The organism is Micromonospora sp. NPDC049044, assembly GCF_040649215.1.
Taxonomy (GTDB): domain Bacteria; phylum Actinomycetota; class Actinomycetes; order Mycobacteriales; family Micromonosporaceae; genus Micromonospora.
Genome location: NZ_JBEZFA010000047.1, coordinates 16,824 through 35,569 on the forward strand (window position 1 = coordinate 16,824; position 18,746 = coordinate 35,569).

The 18,746-nt window shown below is 72.8% G+C and carries 23 protein-coding genes; 14 read left to right on the forward strand and 9 right to left on the reverse strand.

The genetic code is table 11. From position 1 onward, the window contains the following. Positions 1-27: 27 nt before the first annotated feature. On the reverse strand, positions 28-246 hold the full coding sequence (locus tag AB0B85_RS29065; RefSeq protein WP_007456912.1) for a DUF3039 domain-containing protein: 219 nt from the start codon (positions 244-246) through the stop codon (positions 28-30). An 88-nt stretch (positions 247-334) separates the two neighbouring features. On the opposite strand from AB0B85_RS29065, the gene AB0B85_RS29070 reads away from it, so the two are divergent. Then, a complete protein-coding gene (locus AB0B85_RS29070; RefSeq protein ID WP_357412168.1) occupies positions 335-1,270 on the forward strand; it encodes a pseudouridine-5'-phosphate glycosidase in 936 nt (311 codons plus the stop codon). Next, positions 1,267-2,166 carry a PfkB family carbohydrate kinase gene (locus AB0B85_RS29075; protein WP_357412170.1) on the forward strand — a complete coding sequence of 300 codons (900 nt, stop codon included), beginning with the start codon at positions 1,267-1,269 and terminating at the stop codon, positions 2,164-2,166. Before AB0B85_RS29070 ends, AB0B85_RS29075 begins: the two co-directional genes overlap by 4 nt. A gap of 52 nt (positions 2,167-2,218) precedes the next feature. Here AB0B85_RS29075 and AB0B85_RS29080 read toward each other — a convergent pair whose 3' ends face one another. After that, complete coding sequence (locus tag AB0B85_RS29080; protein WP_357412172.1) at positions 2,219-2,578, reverse strand: DUF3099 domain-containing protein; 360 nt, start codon at positions 2,576-2,578, stop codon at positions 2,219-2,221. 104 nt (positions 2,579-2,682) lie between these two features. On the opposite strand from AB0B85_RS29080, the gene AB0B85_RS29085 reads away from it, so the two are divergent. Next, positions 2,683-2,982 carry a hypothetical protein gene (locus tag AB0B85_RS29085; RefSeq protein ID WP_357350070.1) on the forward strand — a complete coding sequence of 100 codons (300 nt, stop codon included), beginning with the start codon at positions 2,683-2,685 and terminating at the stop codon, positions 2,980-2,982. Between the two features lie 2 nt (positions 2,983-2,984). After that, positions 2,985-3,296 (forward strand): hypothetical protein, encoded by a 312-nt coding sequence (locus AB0B85_RS29090; protein ID WP_357412234.1) that lies wholly within the window; start codon positions 2,985-2,987, stop codon positions 3,294-3,296. Positions 3,297-3,299: 3 nt separating this feature from the next. Here AB0B85_RS29090 and AB0B85_RS29095 read toward each other — a convergent pair whose 3' ends face one another. Further along, positions 3,300-3,884, reverse strand: coding sequence for an HhH-GPD-type base excision DNA repair protein (locus AB0B85_RS29095; RefSeq protein ID WP_357412236.1), 585 nt, complete (start codon positions 3,882-3,884; stop codon positions 3,300-3,302). 81 nt (positions 3,885-3,965) lie between these two features. Between AB0B85_RS29095 and AB0B85_RS29100 the strand changes: the two genes are divergently transcribed. The 3 genes from AB0B85_RS29100 to dtd all read left to right on the forward strand — a co-directional run bounded on the left by AB0B85_RS29100 (position 3,966) and on the right by dtd (position 6,964). Beyond that, entirely contained in the window at positions 3,966-4,964 is a 999-nt protein-coding gene (locus AB0B85_RS29100; RefSeq protein WP_357412174.1) for a CPBP family intramembrane glutamic endopeptidase, read from the forward strand. Positions 4,965-5,001: 37 nt separating this feature from the next. Continuing rightward, the gene (locus AB0B85_RS29105) at positions 5,002-6,486 is read left to right on the forward strand and encodes a methyltransferase (RefSeq protein WP_357412176.1); all 1,485 of its coding nucleotides are present in this window, start codon (positions 5,002-5,004) and stop codon (positions 6,484-6,486) included. 67 nt (positions 6,487-6,553) lie between these two features. After that, entirely contained in the window at positions 6,554-6,964 is a 411-nt protein-coding gene (gene dtd / locus AB0B85_RS29110) for a D-aminoacyl-tRNA deacylase (protein WP_357412178.1), read from the forward strand. A 156-nt stretch (positions 6,965-7,120) separates the two neighbouring features. Here dtd and AB0B85_RS29115 read toward each other — a convergent pair whose 3' ends face one another. Then, complete coding sequence (locus AB0B85_RS29115; protein ID WP_357412238.1) at positions 7,121-7,909, reverse strand: sporulation protein; 789 nt, start codon at positions 7,907-7,909, stop codon at positions 7,121-7,123. A gap of 253 nt (positions 7,910-8,162) precedes the next feature. Here AB0B85_RS29115 and sigB point away from each other — a divergent pair, with 253 nt between their 5' ends. From sigB to AB0B85_RS29135, 4 genes are all read left to right on the forward strand, one after another. Beyond that, complete coding sequence (gene sigB, locus AB0B85_RS29120) at positions 8,163-9,167, forward strand: RNA polymerase sigma factor SigB (protein WP_357412180.1); 1,005 nt, start codon at positions 8,163-8,165, stop codon at positions 9,165-9,167. Between the two features lie 125 nt (positions 9,168-9,292). Further along, complete coding sequence (locus AB0B85_RS29125) at positions 9,293-9,670, forward strand: metalloregulator ArsR/SmtB family transcription factor (protein WP_357412181.1); 378 nt, start codon at positions 9,293-9,295, stop codon at positions 9,668-9,670. Further along, positions 9,667-10,173, forward strand: coding sequence for an SRPBCC family protein (locus AB0B85_RS29130; protein ID WP_357412183.1), 507 nt, complete (start codon positions 9,667-9,669; stop codon positions 10,171-10,173). Before AB0B85_RS29125 ends, AB0B85_RS29130 begins: the two co-directional genes overlap by 4 nt. Beyond that, the gene (locus tag AB0B85_RS29135; RefSeq protein WP_357412185.1) at positions 10,170-10,577 is read left to right on the forward strand and encodes a VOC family protein; all 408 of its coding nucleotides are present in this window, start codon (positions 10,170-10,172) and stop codon (positions 10,575-10,577) included. The genes AB0B85_RS29130 and AB0B85_RS29135 overlap by 4 nt, the downstream gene beginning before the upstream one ends. A gap of 8 nt (positions 10,578-10,585) precedes the next feature. Here the strand turns inward: AB0B85_RS29135 and AB0B85_RS29140 are convergent, their stop codons facing one another. From AB0B85_RS29140 to AB0B85_RS29150, 3 genes are read right to left on the reverse strand one after another with little or no spacing between them, the layout of a single operon-like run. Beyond that, entirely contained in the window at positions 10,586-13,141 is a 2,556-nt protein-coding gene (locus tag AB0B85_RS29140; RefSeq protein WP_357412187.1) for a GNAT family N-acetyltransferase, read from the reverse strand. A gap of 14 nt (positions 13,142-13,155) precedes the next feature. Next, positions 13,156-14,337: an acetoin utilization protein AcuC gene (locus tag AB0B85_RS29145; RefSeq protein ID WP_357412189.1), complete on the reverse strand. Its 1,182-nt coding sequence runs from the start codon at positions 14,335-14,337 to the stop codon at positions 13,156-13,158. 48 nt (positions 14,338-14,385) lie between these two features. Next, positions 14,386-15,246 (reverse strand): sulfurtransferase, encoded by an 861-nt coding sequence (locus tag AB0B85_RS29150; RefSeq protein ID WP_357412191.1) that lies wholly within the window; start codon positions 15,244-15,246, stop codon positions 14,386-14,388. A 169-nt stretch (positions 15,247-15,415) separates the two neighbouring features. Between AB0B85_RS29150 and AB0B85_RS29155 the strand changes: the two genes are divergently transcribed. Beyond that, entirely contained in the window at positions 15,416-16,105 is a 690-nt protein-coding gene (locus tag AB0B85_RS29155) for a metal-dependent transcriptional regulator (protein WP_357412193.1), read from the forward strand. A 19-nt stretch (positions 16,106-16,124) separates the two neighbouring features. On the opposite strand, the gene AB0B85_RS29160 is transcribed toward AB0B85_RS29155, so the two are convergent. Next, a complete protein-coding gene (locus AB0B85_RS29160) occupies positions 16,125-16,673 on the reverse strand; it encodes a hypothetical protein (RefSeq protein ID WP_357412195.1) in 549 nt (182 codons plus the stop codon). Between the two features lie 98 nt (positions 16,674-16,771). Continuing rightward, complete coding sequence (locus AB0B85_RS29165; protein WP_357412197.1) at positions 16,772-17,026, reverse strand: DUF5522 domain-containing protein; 255 nt, start codon at positions 17,024-17,026, stop codon at positions 16,772-16,774. Positions 17,027-17,178: 152 nt separating this feature from the next. On the opposite strand from AB0B85_RS29165, the gene AB0B85_RS29170 reads away from it, so the two are divergent. Together AB0B85_RS29170 and AB0B85_RS29175 are read left to right on the forward strand one after the other, a co-directional pair. Next, positions 17,179-17,742 (forward strand): dihydrofolate reductase family protein, encoded by a 564-nt coding sequence (locus tag AB0B85_RS29170; RefSeq protein WP_357412199.1) that lies wholly within the window; start codon positions 17,179-17,181, stop codon positions 17,740-17,742. A gap of 47 nt (positions 17,743-17,789) precedes the next feature. Continuing rightward, positions 17,790-18,731 carry a MerR family transcriptional regulator gene (locus AB0B85_RS29175; protein WP_357412201.1) on the forward strand — a complete coding sequence of 314 codons (942 nt, stop codon included), beginning with the start codon at positions 17,790-17,792 and terminating at the stop codon, positions 18,729-18,731. Positions 18,732-18,746: the final 15 nt, after the last annotated feature.

The following is an 18,746-nucleotide window of genomic DNA, read 5'->3' on the forward strand; positions in this document are numbered from 1 at the left end:
GTCGCCGGCCGGGACGCCGGCCGAAATTCACTCGCGGTACGAGTCGTAGATCTCCTTGCACTTGGGGCAGACCGGCGAACCCGGCTTGGCCGCCTTGGTGACCGGGAACGTCTCGCCACAGAGCGCGACGACGAAGGTGCCCATGACGGCACTCTCGGCAATCTTCTCCTTGCGGACGTAGTGGAACATCTCGGGACCGGTGTCGGCGTCCTTCAGCTCGGGACGCTCGAGAACCTCTGTGCTCACGTCTGCACCTCCAACCGACAAGTTTGGCAGGTCATCACGGCCGGGTCCACCTGAGGCCAACCGGAGCCCGACCCCGTACGGTGCCAACGTGACTGACTTTCGCATCAGCTACGGCACCGAGGTCGCCGAAGCCCTGCGCGACGGCCGGCCCGTCGTCGCACTGGAGAGCACCATCGTCTCGCACGGGCTGCCCCGGCCGGAGAACCTGCGGGTGGCCAGGGAGATCGAGCAGGCCGTACGGGACGCCGGGGCCGTTCCGGCGACGATCGGAATGATCGCCGGCGAGTTGGTGGTGGGCCTCGACGACGCGCAGCTGACCCGCCTCGCCACCGTCGACGGAGTGACGAAACTCTCGGTCCGCGACCTCGCGGTAGCAGCGGCGACCGGCGTGGACGGCGCCACCACCGTTGCCGCGACAAGCGCCGTGGCCGCCGCGGCCGGGATCGGGGTGTTCGCCACCGGCGGGTTGGGCGGGGTGCACCGCGAGGCCGCGCACACCTTCGACGAGTCGGCCGACCTGGTCACCCTGGCCCAGACCCCGATCGTGGTGGTCTGCGCGGGGGTCAAGTCGATCCTCGACGTCGGCGCGACGCTTGAGCGGCTGGAAACCCTCGGGGTCGCCGTGGTCGGCTACCGCACCCGCCGGTTCCCCGGCTTCTACCGCACCGACGCCGGCTTCGATCTGGACTGGTCGGTGGACTCGGCGGAGCAGGTCGCCGACGTGATCGCCGCCCGGGACGCGCACGCGCTGCACACCGGCGGGCTGCTCGTCGCCAACCCGTTGCCGGTCGACGAACAGCTCGACCCGGAGCTGCACGACCGGACGCTCGCCGACGGTCTGGCCCTGCTGGAGCGCGACGGGATCACCGGAAAGGCAGTCACCCCGTACCTGCTGGCGCACTTCCACTCGGCCACCGAGGGCGCGAGCCTGGCGGTGAACGTCCGGATCATCCTGCGCAACGCCGACCTGGCCGCGCGGATCGCGGTCGCCGCGGCGGCCCGCAGCACCACCACCCCGAAGTGACCCGACCGGCCCGGGTGGTCGTGGTCGGGGACGTGATCACCGATGTGGTCGCCGTGCTGTCCGGGCCGCTCGCGGCCGGCTCGGACACGGCGGCCGAGATCAGCATCGGCGGCGGCGGTCAGGCGGCCAACACCGCCGCCTGGGTCGCCGCGCAGCGGGTGGACGTCACGCTCGTCGGCGCCGTCGGCGCCGACGACGCCGGGCGGGACCGGGTGGCCGAACTGGAGCGGGCCGGCGTCGACTGCGCCATCGAGCGGGTCGAGGACGTGCCGACCGGCACGGTGATCGTGTTGGCTACCGACGGCGAGCGCACCATGGTCAGCCAGCGGGGCGCGAACGTGCGGTTGAGCGTCGGGCACGTCGAGCGGGCCCTCGCGGCGGTGCCCGACGCCGGGCATCTGCACCTGTCCGCGTACACCCTCCTGGACGCCGGGTCGCGCGACGCCGGGCTGCGGGCGTTGGCCGCCGCCCGCGAGCGCGGGCTCAGCACGAGCGTCGACGCGGCCTCCGCGGCGCCGCTGCGGCGGGTGGGCGCGGCGGCGTTCCTGAGTTGGGTACGCGATGTCGACCTGCTGTTGGTGAACGCGGACGAGGCCACGGTGCTGGCCGGCGGGCTGGACCCGGCGGCGCAGGGGCGGGCGTTGTCGGCGACGGCCTGGCGGGTGGTGGTGAAGCGCGGCGCGGCCGGCGCGGTCTGGGTCGACCGCGGCGCGGCGGTCTGGGTGGCGCCGGCCCGACGGGTGGCGGTGCGGGACGTCACGGGTGCGGGCGACGCCTTCGCGGCCGGCCTGCTCACCGCCTGGCTCGCGGGTGCCACCCCGACCGCGGCGCTGAACCGCGCCACCGACCTGGGCGCGCTTGCCGTCTCCACGGTCGGCGCACGGCCACAGCCGTAACGGCCGGCGCACGGCCACAGCCGTGGGCGTCGAACCCTGGCCCGTTCGCGGGTCAGGGTTCGGCGTCGATGACCTTGTGCGGGCGCTCCTCGGCGGTGAGGCTCATCGGCGGGGTGTCGTCCTGCCGGCGGGGGTGGAACCGGTTGGCCAGCCGGTGCTCTTCCTTGGGCGGGCGGTCGTTGGCCAGCAGCACGGCCAGCCAGGGGATGAGCACCATGCCGAGGCCGCACAGCGGCAGCCACAGCCAGAGCAGTGGGACGTTCGCACTGACCAGGATTGCGCCGACGATGATGCAGAGCACCCGGATGCCCATCATCAGGACATAACGGCGCTGGCGACTGTTGAGCTGATCGTCCTGGCTGCGCGAGGCGTCGGTGATCAGAATCGGCTGGTAGGCCTGCCGCTTCACCATGGACCTCCTCGAGGGGATTACGCCTCATCCTGTCACCGCTGGACCGTGATCAGCGAAATTCAACTCATCCCGGTGCGTGTTACGCCCGTGGTACGCTCCGCGACGTGGGCAGCAGGTTCAGCTTCACCGACGAGGCGTTGGCCAACCTGAGGGTCTACGACGTCACGCCCGGGGAAGTCTGGGAGGCGCTGCACAGCGCCCGCCGGGTCATCCGCCACCTGGGCGACGACGTCATGGTGGTGTACGCCGCCGCCCGTCGGGGCCGCCGGCTGGCGGTGCTGCTCGCCGAGGCCGATGGCACCGACAACGACTGGGACATCCTCTCCGCCCGCGAGTTGAGCGACGTCGAGTCCAAGCGCTACGACGAGGCCGTGCGGAGATCTCGGGAGACGAGGAGGCCGTGACGATGCACCGTGACGACGCGACCAAGCAGTTCCACAACGGCGGCGACCGGATCGCCGAGTTGATCGACGAGCGCCCGGCGGTGGATCTCCCCACCCCCGACACCGACGTGCCGATGGTGAGCCGGTCGGTCCGGCTGCCGCTGGAGACCTATGAGCGGGTGCGGGCCGCCGCCGACGCCCGGGGCATCGGGGTCACCACGCTGATGCGCCAGTGGATCGAGGCCGGCCTGGCCGACCTGGACGACTCGGCGACCGTCTCGCTCGCCGATGTCCGCCGCGCGCTTGCCGCGCTGGCCCATCCCACCGCCGCCTGAGCGTCAACCCCGCGCAGCCTTGGCCGCCGCCTTCAGCTGCTGCTTGTACTCCCGTACCCGACGCAGCGAGTCGACGTCGCTGACGTCGGCCACCGACCGGTACGCGCCCGGGTCGCCGTAGTCTCCGGCCGCCTTCCGCCAGTCCTGCGGGGTCACCCCGAAGCGCTTGCCGAGCAGGGCCACGAAGATCTGCGCCTTCTGCCTGCCGAAACCGGGCAGCGCGGAGACCCGGCGCAGCAGCTCCGGCCCGTCGGCGACATCCGACCAGAGCAGCGCCGCGTCACCGTCGTAGCGCTCCACAAGCACCTGGCAGACCTCCTGCACCCGGGCCGCCATCGCCTTCGGGAACCGGTGCAGCGCGGGCGGCTGGGCGAAGAGCGCGACCAGCTCCTGCGGGTCGTACCCGGCCAACTCCGCCGCGTCCAGGTCATGGCCGAGCCGCTGCGCCAGCACGTACGGCGAGGAGAAGGCCTTCTCCATCGGCACTTGTTGGTCGAGGACCATGCCGAGCAGCAGCGCCAGCGGGCTGCGCTCCAGCAGCCGATTGGCCTCCGGGTCGATGGGCAGCACGAGCGTCATGCGGACCATCCTGCCCGGCGTACCGATCCGGGCGGACACCGACGCTCCGATCGTTTCGACAGGTGGTGCCCGTCTGCCAAGCTCGACGCCATGCTGTCGACCGCCCCGCCCGGGTCCCCGTACCATCGGCTCGGCCGCACCGACCGGCACCGCTGGTGGCGGCCCCTGGTCGCCACCCTCGCGCTGGCCGCCTCGGCGTTGGTGGTCGTCTGCCTGCTGTTCGGCGTCGCCGCCGCCGTGGCCGAGCTCACCGACCGCCCCTTCGACGCCGACGGGCTGCCGACCTTCGGCCCGATTCCGGACGCCGCGCTACTGCTCGCCTCGCTGGCGCTGCTGCTCCCACTGCTGCTCGGCGCCGCCTGGCTCATCCAGCGCCGACCCGCCGGCACGCTCTCCTCGGTGCTCGGCCGGCTGCGGTGGGGCTGGCTCGGCCGCTGCCTACTGGTCGCCACCCCGCTGGTCGTCGTCATGCTGTTCGGCGCGGACCTCCTGCTCGGTCTGACCGACGACAGTTCGATGTTCGACCCGGCAGAGATGTGGGTGGGTTGGCCGGAGTTCGCCGCCGGGCTGCTGATGGTCGTCCTGCTGGTGCCCTTCCAGGCCGCAGCGGAGGAGTACGCCTTCCGGGGCTGGTTGTTGCAGGCCGTCGGCGCGCACCTGCGCTCGCCGTGGCCCGCGATCGCCCTCCAGGCGGTGCTCTTCGCCGCCGCCCACGGCTGGGGCACCGGCTGGGGTTTCCTGGATCTGACCTTCATGGGCGTGTTGTTCGGCTGGTTGACGGTGCGAACCGGCGGGCTCGAGGCCGCCATCGCGCTGCACGTGGTGAACAACCTGACCGGCTTCGCGCTGGCGGCGGCGTTCGGCGGGCTGGCGGCCGACGAGACGATGGCCGACGCCCCGTGGCAGCTCGTCCTCGTCGACGTGCTGATCCTGTCGGCGTACGCCCTGGTCATCGACCGGCTGGCCGCGCGTCGTGGGCTGGCGACCGTCGTACCGCCAGCTCTGGTCGCGGCGGTGCCCGGCGGGCCGGTTGCCCCGAGCGGCGTGGAGCTGCGGCCACCGGGCGTCGGAGTCGAATCTCGCGGGTGATGATGGCTTCCGCAGTGCCGGCAGGCAGGATGTCGGGGTGGACGAACACGACATGCTGCTCTCCCCCGCCGGCGTCGACGCGCTGCGGACCGCGCTGATCCGGACCGGGTTCACCAGCCACGGCATCGCCGAGCGGCTCGGCGCGCAGGCGACCGCCGCGGTGGCCCGCAACGACTACCGGGCCGCGCTGCGCGCCACCGAGGACGGCGACCCGCTCGGCACGCTGATCCGGGTGTTCATCTGCGACCAGACCGAACCGGAGGCCGCGGTGGCGGCCGCGCTGACGCCACTGAGCCTGGCGGAGGCCCTCGCCGGCGGGCTGGTCGAGCGGCACGGCGACGGCCTCCGTGCCGGTGTCGACCTGGAGCCGTACGGCGAGGACTGGTGGGTGCTCGCCGACCTCTCGACGAGTGCCCGCCCGGGTCGTCCGTTGCACGCCGAGCACGTGCTCGGCATCGGCGGGGCCACCCAGACCCTGATCGGCGCGACCATGCGCCGGCCGGTCGACACCGCACTGGACCTGGGTACCGGCTCCGGCGTGCAGGCCCTGCACCTGGCCACCCACGCCCGGTCGGTGACCGCCACCGACCTCTCCGAGCGGGCGCTGCGCTTCGCCGCGACCACCGCCGCCCTCAACGGCCAGGACTGGGAGCTGCTCCGCGGTGACCTGGTCGCCCCGGTGGCCGGCCGGCGGTTCGATCTGGTGGTGAGCAACCCGCCGTTCGTGGTCGGGCCGGGCACCACCACGCACGTCTACCGCGACTCCGGCCGCGGCGGTGACGCGATCGGCGCCGAGCTGGCCGCCGCCGCCGCGGGCCTGCTCACCGAGGGCGGCACCATGCAGTACCTGGCGAACTGGGTGCACGTCGCCGGTGAGGAGTGGGACGAGCGGGTGGCCGGCTGGTTCGCCGGGACCGGCCTGGACGCCTGGGTCATCCAGCGTGAGGTGGCCGACCCGATGGCGTACGTCGACCTGTGGCTCACCGACGTCGGCGAGACCGCCGACCCGCAACGGATGGCCGCCTGGCTGGACTGGTTCGACGCGCACAAGGTGGAGGGGATCGGCTTCGGCATCGTCTCGCTGCGCCGGGGCGGGCACGCCGACCCGGTGGTCCGGGTGGAGGACCTGCGCCAGCGGGTGCAGCCACCGCTGGGCGACCAGATCGCCGCCTGGTTCGACCGCCGGGACTTTCTCCGGGTACGCGACACCGAAGCGCTGCTCGCTGAGCGCTACCGGGCCGCCGAGGGCCTCCAGCTGCGGCAGGAGGCAACAATGGGTGACGAGGGCTGGGCGGTGGACCGGCAGGTCCTGGCGCTGCCGCACGGCCTGCGCTGGACCGAGGAGATCGACCCGCTGGTGCTGGCGCTGGTCGGTGGCGCCGACGGTCGACTGCCGCTGCGTGACCAGCTGGCCCTGCTCGCCGCCGCGCACGACGTCGAGCCCGACGAGATGGCCGAGGCCGCCGCCCCGATCGTGGCGCACCTGGTCGAGCGCGGTTTCATCGAGCCGGTGACCGAGTGATGGGGGCGGCGGGCGCAGCGGCGGCAGCCTCCGCGGCAGTGGGCGCCTCCGTGGCGGTGGTTGGCTGATGCGGGCGGTGGTGCAGACCGTGGGGCGGGCCGGCGTGACAGTGGTCGGCGCGATCGAGAACGGCCTGCTGGTGCTGCTCGGGGTGACCCACACGGACACCGCGCTGACCGCCCAGACGATGGCCCGCAAGGTGCACGAGCTGCGCATCCTGGACGGCGAGAGGTCCGCAGCCGACACCGGCGCGCCGATCCTGGTGGTCAGCCAGTTCACCCTCTACGGCGACGCCCGCAAGGGACGCCGTCCAAGCTGGACGGCAGCCGCCCCGGCAGCGGTCGCCGAGCCATTGGTGACAGCAGTGGTCGAGGCGCTACGAGGACGAGGAGCCACTGTCGAAACAGGCCGCTTCCGCGCCCACATGCTCGTGGAAAGCGTCAACATAGGCCCCCAAACCCTCCTCCTAGACCTCTAACCCCCGCCCCGTCCCCCTCTCCCCCGCCCAACGCCCCGTCCCCGCCCAACACTCCGTTGATCATGAAGTTATTGCCACGACACGCCGATGCGGCGGGCAACAACTTCATGATCAACAGCCTGCAAGGCGGCCGGGGGGGCCGGGGAGGGGGGTGGGTTAGGAGAAGAGGCCTCGGCGGGACAGGGACTGGCGGAGCCAGTTGTCGAGTTCGGCGGGCCAGTCGGTGCGGTCGGCGGTGGCGTGGTCCACAGTGAAGCGGCCGAAGGCGTCCCGCCCCTCGGTGAAGACACCGCCGCGCTTGTCGACCTCCAGCACCACCTGCATCTGCTGGGCGTCGGCGATGAAGGTGACCTCCAACTGGTTGATCGAGCGGGCGTACTGCGGTGCGGGATTGAACTCGATCTCCTGGTAGAACGGCAACGTCTGCCGTACCCCGTAGATGTGCCCGCGTTCCACATCGGCACTGGCGAACCGGAAGCCCAGCCGCAGCAACGCGTCGAGCAGTCGCTCCTGTGCCGGCAGCGGGTGCACCGACACCGCGTCCAGGTCACCCGTGTCCACCGCGCGGGCGACCTCCAGCTCGGTACGCAGACCCATCGTCATGCCGTGCAGGTGCTGCCCGTACAGCTCGGTGACAGGTGTCTCCCACGGCACGGCGAAGCGGAACGGGATGTCGTGGCGCTGGCCCGGCGCCAGCCGGAACGCGCCGGTGACCTGCTGGCGGTGGAACTCCTGGGTGGTGTCGTAGCCGTTGTCGCCGCTCTCCACCTCGACCCGGGTGACCAGGCCGAGGCTCACCCGGTCGATGTCGACCTGGTGGTCGCCGCCGAGCACCTGGATGCGGCCCTCCAACTGGCCGCCCGGGCGGCAGTTCGGGTTGGTCAGCACCGTTTCGACCGACGGTCCGCCGACGCCCATCGCCTTCATGAGCCGCTTGAAGACCACGCCGTCCTCCATCTGTCGTCCTCGCCGACCGGAGCCCGGCCGTCCGTCCGTCCGTCCGCAACGTAACCGTGGCGGGCAACCGCAGACCCGGACGACACACCGGACCGGCGACCCGACGCAATTCCTGTCAGGTGCCCGATCGCCTCACTCCCGTTTTACGCCCCGCCCGCCAAGCTGTGTCTCACACCGGCACCACTGGGCCGGAGACACGGCACAGACGTGGAAACGGGGAGAGACAGAGATGGTCCTGCAGATGACGGAAGACCGGACGCGCCCGGCCACCACGACCGACACCAACGGGACCGTCGAGGTCCTCGCCGACCTGGACGCCACCGACGAGCGTGGCATCTCCACCGACCTGGTCCGGGCCTACCTCAACGGGATCGGCCGGACGAAGCTGCTGACCGCCGCGCAGGAGGTCGACCTGGCCCGGCGGATCGAGGCCGGCCTGTTCGCCGACGAGAAGCTGGCAACCTGCACCCCGGTCTCCGCCGAGCTGCGAGCCGACCTGGAGCTGATCGTCGCGGAGGGCCGGGCCGCCAAGGACCACCTGTTGGAGGCGAACCTGCGGCTGGTGGTCAGCATCGCCAAGCGCTACACCGGTCGCGGCATGGCGTTTCTCGACCTGATCCAGGAGGGCAACCTCGGCCTGATCCGGGCGGTGGAGAAGTTCGACTACGCCAAGGGCTACAAGTTCTCCACGTACGCCACCTGGTGGATCCGGCAGGCGATCACCCGTGCGATGGCCGACCAGGCCCGCACCATCCGCATCCCGGTGCACATGGTCGAGCAGGTCAACCGGATGGTCCGGGCCCGCCGCGAGCTGTCGGTGACGCTGGGCCGCGAACCGACGGTCGCCGAGGTCGCCCGCGCCCTGGACGTCACCGAGATCCAGGTCATCGAGCTGATCTCGTACGACCGGGAGCCGGTCAGCCTGGACCAGGCGGTCGGCGACGACGGCGAGAGCGCGCTCGGCGACTTCGTGGCCTCGGTGGACCCGCGTACCGAACCGGGCGACGCCGCCGCCCAGGGTGAGCTCCGCAACGAGGTGAGCATCGTGCTGGCCACCCTGTCCCAGCGGGAGCAGGCGGTCATCCGGCTCCGGTTCGGTCTGGACGACGGCCGGCAGCGCACGCTCGACGAGGTCGGCCGGGAGTTCGGCCTGTCCCGGGAGCGGATCCGGCAGATCGAGAAGGTGACCCTGCTGAAGTTGCGCGCCCCGGAGCGGGCCCAGCGCCTGGAGGCGTACGCCTGCTGACGCACCCGGTTCCCAGGGAAGGCTCCGGCGGTTCGCCGGGGCCTTCCCCGCTGTCGGGGTTCTTGACCGACGGCCCCGATCCACGATACAAACCATATGGTTATGAAACCAGGAGGTTATACGTGGTGGGCACCGAACTGCTGGACGCGACCTTCGCGGCGCTCGCCGACCCGACCCGGCGGGCCATCCTCGCCCGGCTCGCGGCCGGCGAGGCGACGGTGACAGAGCTGGCGGCACCCTTCGCGATGAGCCAGCCGGCCATCTCCAAGCACCTCAAGGTGCTGGAGCGCGCCGGCCTCGTCAGCCGGGGCCGGGACGCCCAGCGCCGACCCTGCCGCCTGGAGGCCCGACCGCTGCGGGAGGCGACAGCCTGGCTCGCCGACTACCGCGACTACTGGGCGGAGAGCTATCAGCGCCTCGACGCGCTGCTCGACGAACTCCAGGCCGTCGACCGGAGCGACGCCGCCCCTCGACGCTCCCGACCGGACGGGTCGCGCGGGTGAGCGGCCTCTACGACCCGCTCGTCGTGCACACCCCGGGTGACCGGGAGATCGTGCTGAGCCGGCTGTTCGACGCACCGGCGCGGCTGGTGTTCGCCGCCTTCACCCAACCCGAACTGCTGGTCCGGTGGTACGGCGCGCACGGCTGGAGGCTTGTGGAGTGCGACGTCGACCTGCGGGTCGGCGGCCGGTGGCGGTTCGTGTCGCAGGGCCCGCAGGGTGCCCGGATGGGCCAGGCTGGGGTCTACCGGCAGATCGAGCCACCGCACCGGCTGGTCTACACCGAACTCTTCGACGACCAGTCCTACCCCGGCGAGACGCTGGTCAGTCACCAGTTCACCGAACTGGCCGGCCGGACGACGGTCACCACCACGCTGCTCTACGCCACCCCGGCAGGGCGGGACGTCGTGCTGCGCTACCCGATGACCCGGGGGTTCGGGCAGGCCCTCACCCGGCTCGCCGACCTGCTGCGCTCCACGACGACGACACGAGGAGAACGATCATGAACTGGACGTTGGAAGTGGTGATCGTCCCGGTTTCCGATGTGGAACGGGCGAAGAAGTTCTACGCCGACCAGCTCGGCTTCACTGTCGATCACGACACGGTGATCGGGGACGACGCACGCATCGTCCAACTCACCCCGCCCGGCTCCGGCTGCTCGATCGTGATCGGCAAGGGCGCCGTCCCGGAGATGCCGCCGGGCTCGCTCAAGGGACTGCAGCTGGTGGTGCCCGACATCGAGCGGGCCCGCGAGGAGCTTGTCGAACGGGGTGTGGAAGTCAGCGAGATTCAGGTGGTGGGCCGCAATCCCCGGCCGGTGCCGGACCCGCTGGACAATGTCGGGTTCGTCTTCTTCACCGACCCGGACGGCAACTCCTGGGGCGTCCAGCAGATCTCCAGCCGCGCCTGACCGGGCGTTCAGAGTCGGCGGGGGCCGGTGTCCGGGCGGGCGGCGACCCCACCTACCTGGACCTGGGCGTGCAGGACCGAGATGCCGTCGGGGCGGGCGAGCACCGGGTTGAGGGTCAGCGACCGCACCCGGGGCTGCTCGTCGGCGAGCTGACCCACCCGCAGCAACAGGTCGGCCAGGGCCGCCCGGTCGACCGGCGCGGCACCCCGGTGCCCCCGCAGCAGCGGGGCGGCCCGGGGCTCGTCGACCAGCTCGGCCGCGTCGGTGTCGGTGAGCGGCACCGACCGCCAGGCCCGGTCGCCGAGCAACTCGGTGGCGACCCCACCGAGACCGAAGCCGACCACCGGCCCGAACGCCGGATCCTCCACCAGCTCCACCACGCAGGCCACCCCGGGCGCGACCATCGGCTGGACCAGCGCGTCCGCGCCGAAGGCCGTGGCCAGCTCGGTGTACGCCCGGCGGAGAGCCGGCTCGTCGGGCACGGCGAGCCGCACCGCACCGAGATCGAGCCGGTGCCGCAGCCCGGGGTCGGCCGCCTTGAGCGCCACCGGGTAGCCCAGCAGCGCCGCCGCGTCGACGGCCGCGTCGACCGAGTCGACGGGCACCGACGGCACCACGTCGATCCCGTACGCGGCCAGCAGCGCACCGGAGTCGGTGGCGTCGGTGCGAAACGCCGCCTGCGCGGCGGCTCGGTCGACGCCGGGCACCTCGGCCACCACCCCGGGCGGGCGGCGTAGCCACTCGGCGTACCGGTGCACCCGGGCGAGTGCCCGCACCGCCTCCTCCACTCCCCCGTACGCGGGCACCCCCGGCGGCTGCCGCCCGACCAGAAACGTCGCCACTGTCGGCTTGCCCAGCGCGAGGGCCGCCGGTAGGGCGGCGCTCACGTCGGCGTCCACCTCGGTCCGCTGGCCGGGCAGCGGCGGGGCGAAGACCACCACCAGGGCGTCCACCTGGTCGTCGCCGGCCGTCTCGGTGAGCGCGGCGGCGAACTCGGCGGCACCGGCGCTCGGCCCGACGTCGCGCGGATAACCGTCGGCGACGGTGAGGCCCTGCCCGACGCAGGCGGTGGCGGCCAGGCCGGTCAGGGCCGAGGAGTTGCCCACCACACCGACCCGGCCGCCGACCGGCAACGGCTGGTTGGCCAGCAGCACAGCCACGTCGAGCAACTCCGGCACGGTGTCCACCCGGATCACCCCGGACTGGGCGAAGAGCGCGGACACCGCCACCTCGTCCGGCCCGGCGGTGTCACCGACCCCCACCGGGCGGGCCGGCGAGGCGAGCGCGACGACCGGTTTGGCCCGGCCGATCCGCCGGGCCAGCCGGGCGAACTTGCGGGGGTTGCCGAAGGTCTCCAGGTACAACATGATCACGTCGGTGCCGGGATCGTCCTGCCAGTACTGCAGAAGGTCGTTGCCGGAGACGTCGGCCCGGTTGCCGGCCGAGACGAAGCTGGACAGCCCGAGGCCACGTCGGTCGGCCTCGGCGAGCAGCGCCACCCCGAACGCGCCGGACTGGCTGAAGATGCCCACCCGGCCGGCCGGCGGCAGTGCCGGGGCGAGGGTGGCGTTGAGGCGTACCGTCGGGTCGGTGTTGGCCACGCCCAGACAGTTCGGGCCGACCACCCGCATGCCGGCGGCGTGCGCCGCGCGGACCAGCGCCCGCTGCGTGGCGGCGCCCTCCGCGCCGGCCTCGGCGAAGCCGGCCGAGATGACCACCAGGCCGTGCACACCCGCGGCGGCGGCGTCGGCGACCACCGCGGTCGCCGCTTCCGGCGGGACCGCGACCACCGCCAGGTCCACAGGTGTGCCGGCATCGACCGCCGACGGGTACGCGGGCAGACCCGCCACCGTGGACGCGCTCGGATGCACCGGCACCACAGTGCCTGTGAAACCGCCGTCGCGCAGATGACCGAGCACCGCCGCGCCGACGCCCTGGCCGGTGGCGCTGGCCCCGTAGACGACGATGCCCCGCGGGCTGAGCAGCCGGGCGATCGAACGGGCCTCGGTGCGGTGCTCCCGACCGCGCTGCACCTCAAGGGTGGCCTCGGTGGGCGCGATCGGGAAGCTCAGATGCACCACACCGTCGGCGTACTGGCGCTGGACCTGGTAGCCGAAGTCGGCGAAGACCCGCAGCATCGTCCCGTTGGCCGGCAGCACCTCGGCGACGAAGCTCATGATGCCGTTGCGGCGGGCGGTCTCGGCCAGGTGCTCCATCAGCACCGAACCGATGCCCCGCCCCTGGTAGGCGTCCTCCACCACGAAGGCCACCTCGGCGTCCGGCGCCTGCGGGCCGAGCCGCTCGTACCGGCCGACCGCGACGATCCGGTCGGCGGCCAGCACCACGAACGCCTCCCGGTCGTGGTGGTCGACTGTGACGAACCGGATCAGGTCCCGTTCCGGGATGCGCGGGTACGGCGAGAAGTAGCGAAGGTAGCGGGTGCGCTCGGAGAACCGGCTGTGCATCGCCACGATGTCCGGCGCGTCGGCTGGGTCGATCGGACGCAACTGGACGGTGCTGCCGTCGCTGAGCAGCACGTCCACGGGCTGGGTCAGGCTCGTCACCGAAACGGCCCGGCTCAGTCCCGGGGATCGTGCGGGTCGAGCCCGAGCAGTGGAAAGACCGCCTTACGGGTCGCCGCGATCGCCCGGTCCACCGCGTTCGGCTCGCCGGTCGGCTGCCACGGCTGGTACGCCGGGTCGGCGTCGTCGGTCATCCGCAGCGGCACCTCCCGGCCCAGACGACGGGAGGCGACCAGCTCCCGCCACCTTGGCGGGGTGAGCGTGGCCGGGTCGATCGGGTCACCGGTGGCCACGGCCAGCAGGTGACTCCAGGCCCGGGGCACCACCTCGACAAGCGCGTATCCGCCGCCGCCGGTGGCGACCCATCGGCCGTCGCACAGCTCGTCGGCGAGCGCCCGCATCGCCAGGTAGGTGGCCCGCTGCCCGTCCACAGTGAGGTTGAGGTCGGCGAGCGGATCGAGCTGGTGCCCGTCGGCACCGCACTGACTGACAAGCACCTGCGGCCGGAACGCGCGCAGCACCGACGGCACGATCGCGTGGAACGCCCGTTGCCAGCCGGTGTCGTCGACACCGGGCGGCAGCGGCATGTTCACCGCGCTGCCCGGCGCGCCCGGCCCACCGGTCTCGTCCGGGAAACCCGTGCCCGGGAAGAGCGCGAGCGGGGTCTCGTGCAGACTGACAGTGAGCACCCGGGGGTCGTCCCAGAAGATCTGCTGCACACCGTCGCCGTGGTGCACGTCGACATCCACGTACGCGACGCGTTCCGCGCCCAGGTCGAGCAGGCGGGCGATGGCCACCGCCGGGTCGTTGTAGACGCAGAAGCCGGACGCGCGGGCGGGCATGGCGTGGTGCAGGCCGCCGGCCACGTTCACCGCCCGCCGGGCGTCACCGCGCCACACCGCCTCGGCGGCGGCCACTGTCGCGCCGGTGATCAGCGCGCTGGCCTCGTGCATCCCCTCGAAGACCGGGTTGTCGGACGTGCCCAGCCCATAACCGGCGAAGAGCGGGTCGCGGGGCGCGGCCCGCACCGCGGCCAGGTAGGCCGGGTGGTGCACCCGGGTGAGCAGGGCATCGTCGGCGGGCTCCGGCTTGACCATCCGCACCCTGGGGCGATCCAGGATGCCCAGCTCCCGGGCCAGCGCGACGGTCAGCTCCACCCGGACCGGGTCGAGCGGATGGTCACCCATGTCGTAGGCGAGCAGCGACTCGTCCCACACCACCACCGTGTCGTCGGACATGAGCCCATCGTCGCACGAGGACCGTCGCCGGCCCACCGCACGCGCTGGTCAGCGCCCAGATGTCGGCCCGGAGGCGATAGGACGCGTCGGATCGGCCACCCAGTTGCTCCACGATCCGACATAGAGGGCCGCGTCGGTGCGGCCGGCCAGGTGCAGCGCGAGCACCGCCTGCGCGGCGGTCACCCCGGAGCCGCAGTACGCCCCGACGGCCCGGGCGCCGGTCACCCCGACGGCGGCGAACCGCTCACGTAGTGCCTCGGCGGTCGGGAAGCGCCCGTCCGGGCCGACGTACTCGCCGGCCGGCAGGTTGGCCGCCCCCGGCACGTGCCCGGCGACCGGGTCGATCGGCTCGACCTCGCCCCGGTAGCGGGGTGCCGCCCGGACGTCGAGCAGCACCGCGTCGTCCGCGGCGGCCAACTCGGCGGCCTGTGCCGCGTCGAGCACCGGCAGGTCGCCGGGGCGGACCACGACGTCGCCGGGGGGCGGGGCGGGCGCGTCGGTGCGGACCGGCCGACCGGCGGCGGCCCAGGCCGGGTAACCGCCGTGCAGCAGCCGCACCGGGCGGTGTCCCGCCCAGCGCAGCGTCCACCAGGCCCGCGCGGCGGCCAGGCCGTCGCCGCCGTCGTACACCACAACGGGGTGGCCGGCGCGGACGCCGGCCGCCCGCAGCGCGGCCTGCAGGGCGGCCGGGTCGGGCAGCGGGTGCCGGCCGTCGGCGCCGGGCGGCCCGCAGAGGGCGGTGTCCAGGTCGAGGTAGACCGCGCCCGGCAGGTGGCCGGCGCGGTAGTCGTCACGCCCGGGCGGACCCACGAGCCGCCAGCGGACGTCGAGCAGGGTGGGCGGCTCGGCCTGGTCAAGCTCGGCGGCGAGCCGATCGACCTCGACCAGCGGCTCCTGGGTACCGGACATGGCGACCATCCAACACCATCGGCGTCGACGGCACGCCGTTCGGCGTGGGCCGTCGGCCCGTCGTCCGAGGTAGCATCGTGCACCGGAGGGCCGCTGACGTTATGAAGTCTCACGACCTGGTCGAGACCACTGATCGTGCAGATAGCTTCGTCGCCGGAAAGGGGCGAAAGTGAACAAACACGATCTAGTCGATACGACCGAAATGTACCTGCGTACCATCCTCGAGCTGGAAGAGGAAGGGGTGCCGCCGCTGCGCGCCCGGATTGCCGAACGGTTGCAGCAGAGCGGCCCGACCGTCAGCCAGACCGTCGCCCGGATGGAACGTGACGGCCTGCTCACCGTCGAGGGCGACCGCCACCTGACCCTCACCGCGCAGGGTCGCGGCAGTGCCGTGTCGGTGATGCGCAAGCACCGCCTCGCCGAGTTGCTGCTGGTGAACGTCATCGGGATGCCCTACGAGGAGGCCCACGAGGAGGCCTGCCGCTGGGAGCACGTGATGAGCGACGCGGTGGAGAAGCGGGTGTACGACCTGCTCAACCGGCCGACCCGGTCCCCGTACGGCAACCCGATCCCGGGGCTGCAGGAGTTGGGCTCACCCACGGCGGAGACCACCGAGGCCGTCGAGAGCGAACGCAACCTGGCCTTCCCCGGCCTCTCCGGGCCGGTGGTGGTGCGCCGGATCTGCGAGAGCGTGCAGAAGGACGCCGACGTGCTGCGTCAACTGCACGCCGCTGGTGTCGACCCGGGCGCCACGGTGACCGTGGCCCAGGAGCGCGACGGAGTGTCGATCGACAGGTCGGGTGACCGGGTGCGACTGCCCCGCGAGGTCGCCTCCCGGGTCTTCGTCGCCGCCAACTGACCAACCGGCCACCCGGGCGTCACAGCGCTCGGGTGTCCACCTTCTTGGCAAGCGCGGCCAGGTCCCCGGTCATCTTCTCCGCCGCCGCACGTTCGCTGCCACGGGCACCCGTCCAGCTCAGCGTGGCCAACCGCCCGTCGGCAGCCAGCCAGCCCACCTCGGCGACCGGCCCGCGCCCGCTCGCCGCGGCGGTGGTCCGCCGGTACGCCTGCTGACCCAACCCACTGATCTTCGCCGCCTTGTCCGGCACCACGTCCGCGCCGAAGGTGGTCTTGTCGATCGTGGTCTCGGACACACTGAGCGTCAGCTCCGGCAGCACCGCGCCTCCGGCGCGCAGCACGCAGGTGTGCGTACGGCCCTGGTCGCTCGCCGCCGCCACGTCGAAGCGCACATGCACCAGCTCTTCGATCACCGCGAAGTCCAACAACCGGCAGGCGCCACCCGAGGAGGCCGCCGCCACATCCACGGCGATCGGCACCGGCGGCGGCACCGCCACCGGCTCGGCCTCGGCGGCGCAGCCGCTCACCAGCAGCCCCGCCAGCCCTCCGACCACGATCCGCCCGCGCACGCCCCACCCTCTCGCCGGTCGACGGCGGAAGGCGCCCGCCGGATGTCCGTCGGACACCGTACGGGCTGTCGGTGTCGGGCGAAAGACCCAGCGGACGCCTATCCGGACGGTGGATCGGTCACGTACGGGCAGTGCCGGCAGCCGCGCCCGCAGCAGGTGCCGCGCCGGGCCAGGAAACCGGCGCTGAGCACGAACAACCCCGTCGCCGGGTCGAGGTAGCCGGCTTCCCCGGCGGCGAGCGCGGCGGCGTGCCTGGCCAGGATCCGGGCCCGGTCGGGATGCCCGGGCGACAGCCGGGACGGGTGCGGCTCGGTGAGCGGCCGATCGGCCAGGGGTCGTCGCTCTCCGGTCACCCGCAGCAGTCTAGGGACGACCTGCGGCGGCTCAACCATGCCGGGCTCCGAGCCGACCGCCCCGTACGTGTTCCGCAGCACCGCCGCCGGTTTCGTCGTAGGGTCCGACGATGCTCGGGATCGATGGCTGCGACGAGCACTGAGGAGACGCGATGCGGAAGATCGTTGTGCAGATGAGCCTGTCGTTGGACGGGTTCTTCGAGGGCCCGGGTGGCGACATCGGCTGGCACCGGGTCGACGAGGAGCTGCACAGGCACTTCAACGATGTGATCGCCCCGATGGGCGGGTTCCTCAGCGGCCGGGTGAGCCACGAGCTGATGGCCGCCTACTGGCCGACCGCCGACCAGGACCCGACCGCCAGCGCCCCGGAGCGCGAGTTCGCCCGCATCTGGCGGGACATGCCGAAAATCGTCTACTCCCGCACCCTCCAGCACGCCGACTGGAACGCCACTGTGGTCCACGAGGTGGACCCGGAGGAGGTACGCCGGCTCAAGGCCGAGCCCGGCGGTGACCTGGCGCTCGGCGGGGCCGACCTGGCCGCCACCTTCGCCCGGCACGACCTCGTCGACGAGTACCGGATCTACGTCAACCCGGTGCTGCTCGGTCGGGGCCGCCGCCTCTTCCCCGACAGCGACGTCCCGACCGGCCTGCGGCTGGTGGAGAGCCGCGTCTTCGGCAACGGCGTGGTCCTGCTCCGCCACGAGCGGGCCCGCTGACGACTGTCAGTTGAGTCTCCACCAGGGGGAGACGGCAGGGTGGGGGCATGAGCGGTGAAGAGCGGTACCCGATCGGCGACCTGGCCCGCCGTACCGGCCTGAGCGTCAAGACCATCAGGTACTACGCCGACAGCGGGATCGTGCCGCCGACGGACCGGAGCCCGGCCGGCTACCGACGGTACGGCCCGGCGGCCGTGGCCCGGTTGGAACTGGTCCGCACGTTGCGTGAGCTGGGCTTGGAACTGGCCGCCATCCGGCGGGTGGTGAACCAGGAGGTGCCGCTAACCGAGGTGGCCGCCGCGCACGCCGAGGCGTTGGCGGTGCAGATCCGGGTGCTGCGGCTGCGTCAGGCGGTGCTCACCGTGGCGGCGCGGCGTGGATCGGGCCCGGCCGAGGTGGACGACCTGCACCGGCTGGCCCAGCTCACCGCGCGTGAGCGGGGGCACCTGGTCGGCGACTTCCTGGCGGCCGTCTTCGAGGGCCCGGACTGGCAGCACCCGCACCGGGGCGTCCTCGTCTCGATGACCCCGGAGCTGCCCGACGACCCGAGCACCGAGCAGGTGCAGGCGTGGCTGGAGCTTGCCGAGTTGTGCCGGGAGCCCACCTTCCGAGCGAGTATGCGGCGGATGGCCCGGCAGCACGCCGCCGACCACGACGTGCCCGGGTTGCCCCGCCCGGACGCCGTCGCGGTGGTCCGGGACGGGGTGGCGGACGCCCTGGCCGCCGGTCTCGATCCGACCGGACCCGAGGCCGAGCCGGTGGTCACCGCGGTCACCGGCCGGTACGCGCGCCTGCACGACCTGCCCGACGACACCGACCTGCGCCGCCGGCTGCTGGACCGGCTGACCGTGGCGAACGACCCCCGCCGGGACCGCTACCTCGACCTGCTGTCGGTGATCAACGGCTGGTCCGGCGGCGGCGCGGTAGCGCCGGCGGTGGACTGGTTCAGCCGAGCGCTGCGGGCCCGGATGCCGCAGGCGGCTCGCTGAGCTGTCGCTGCCGAC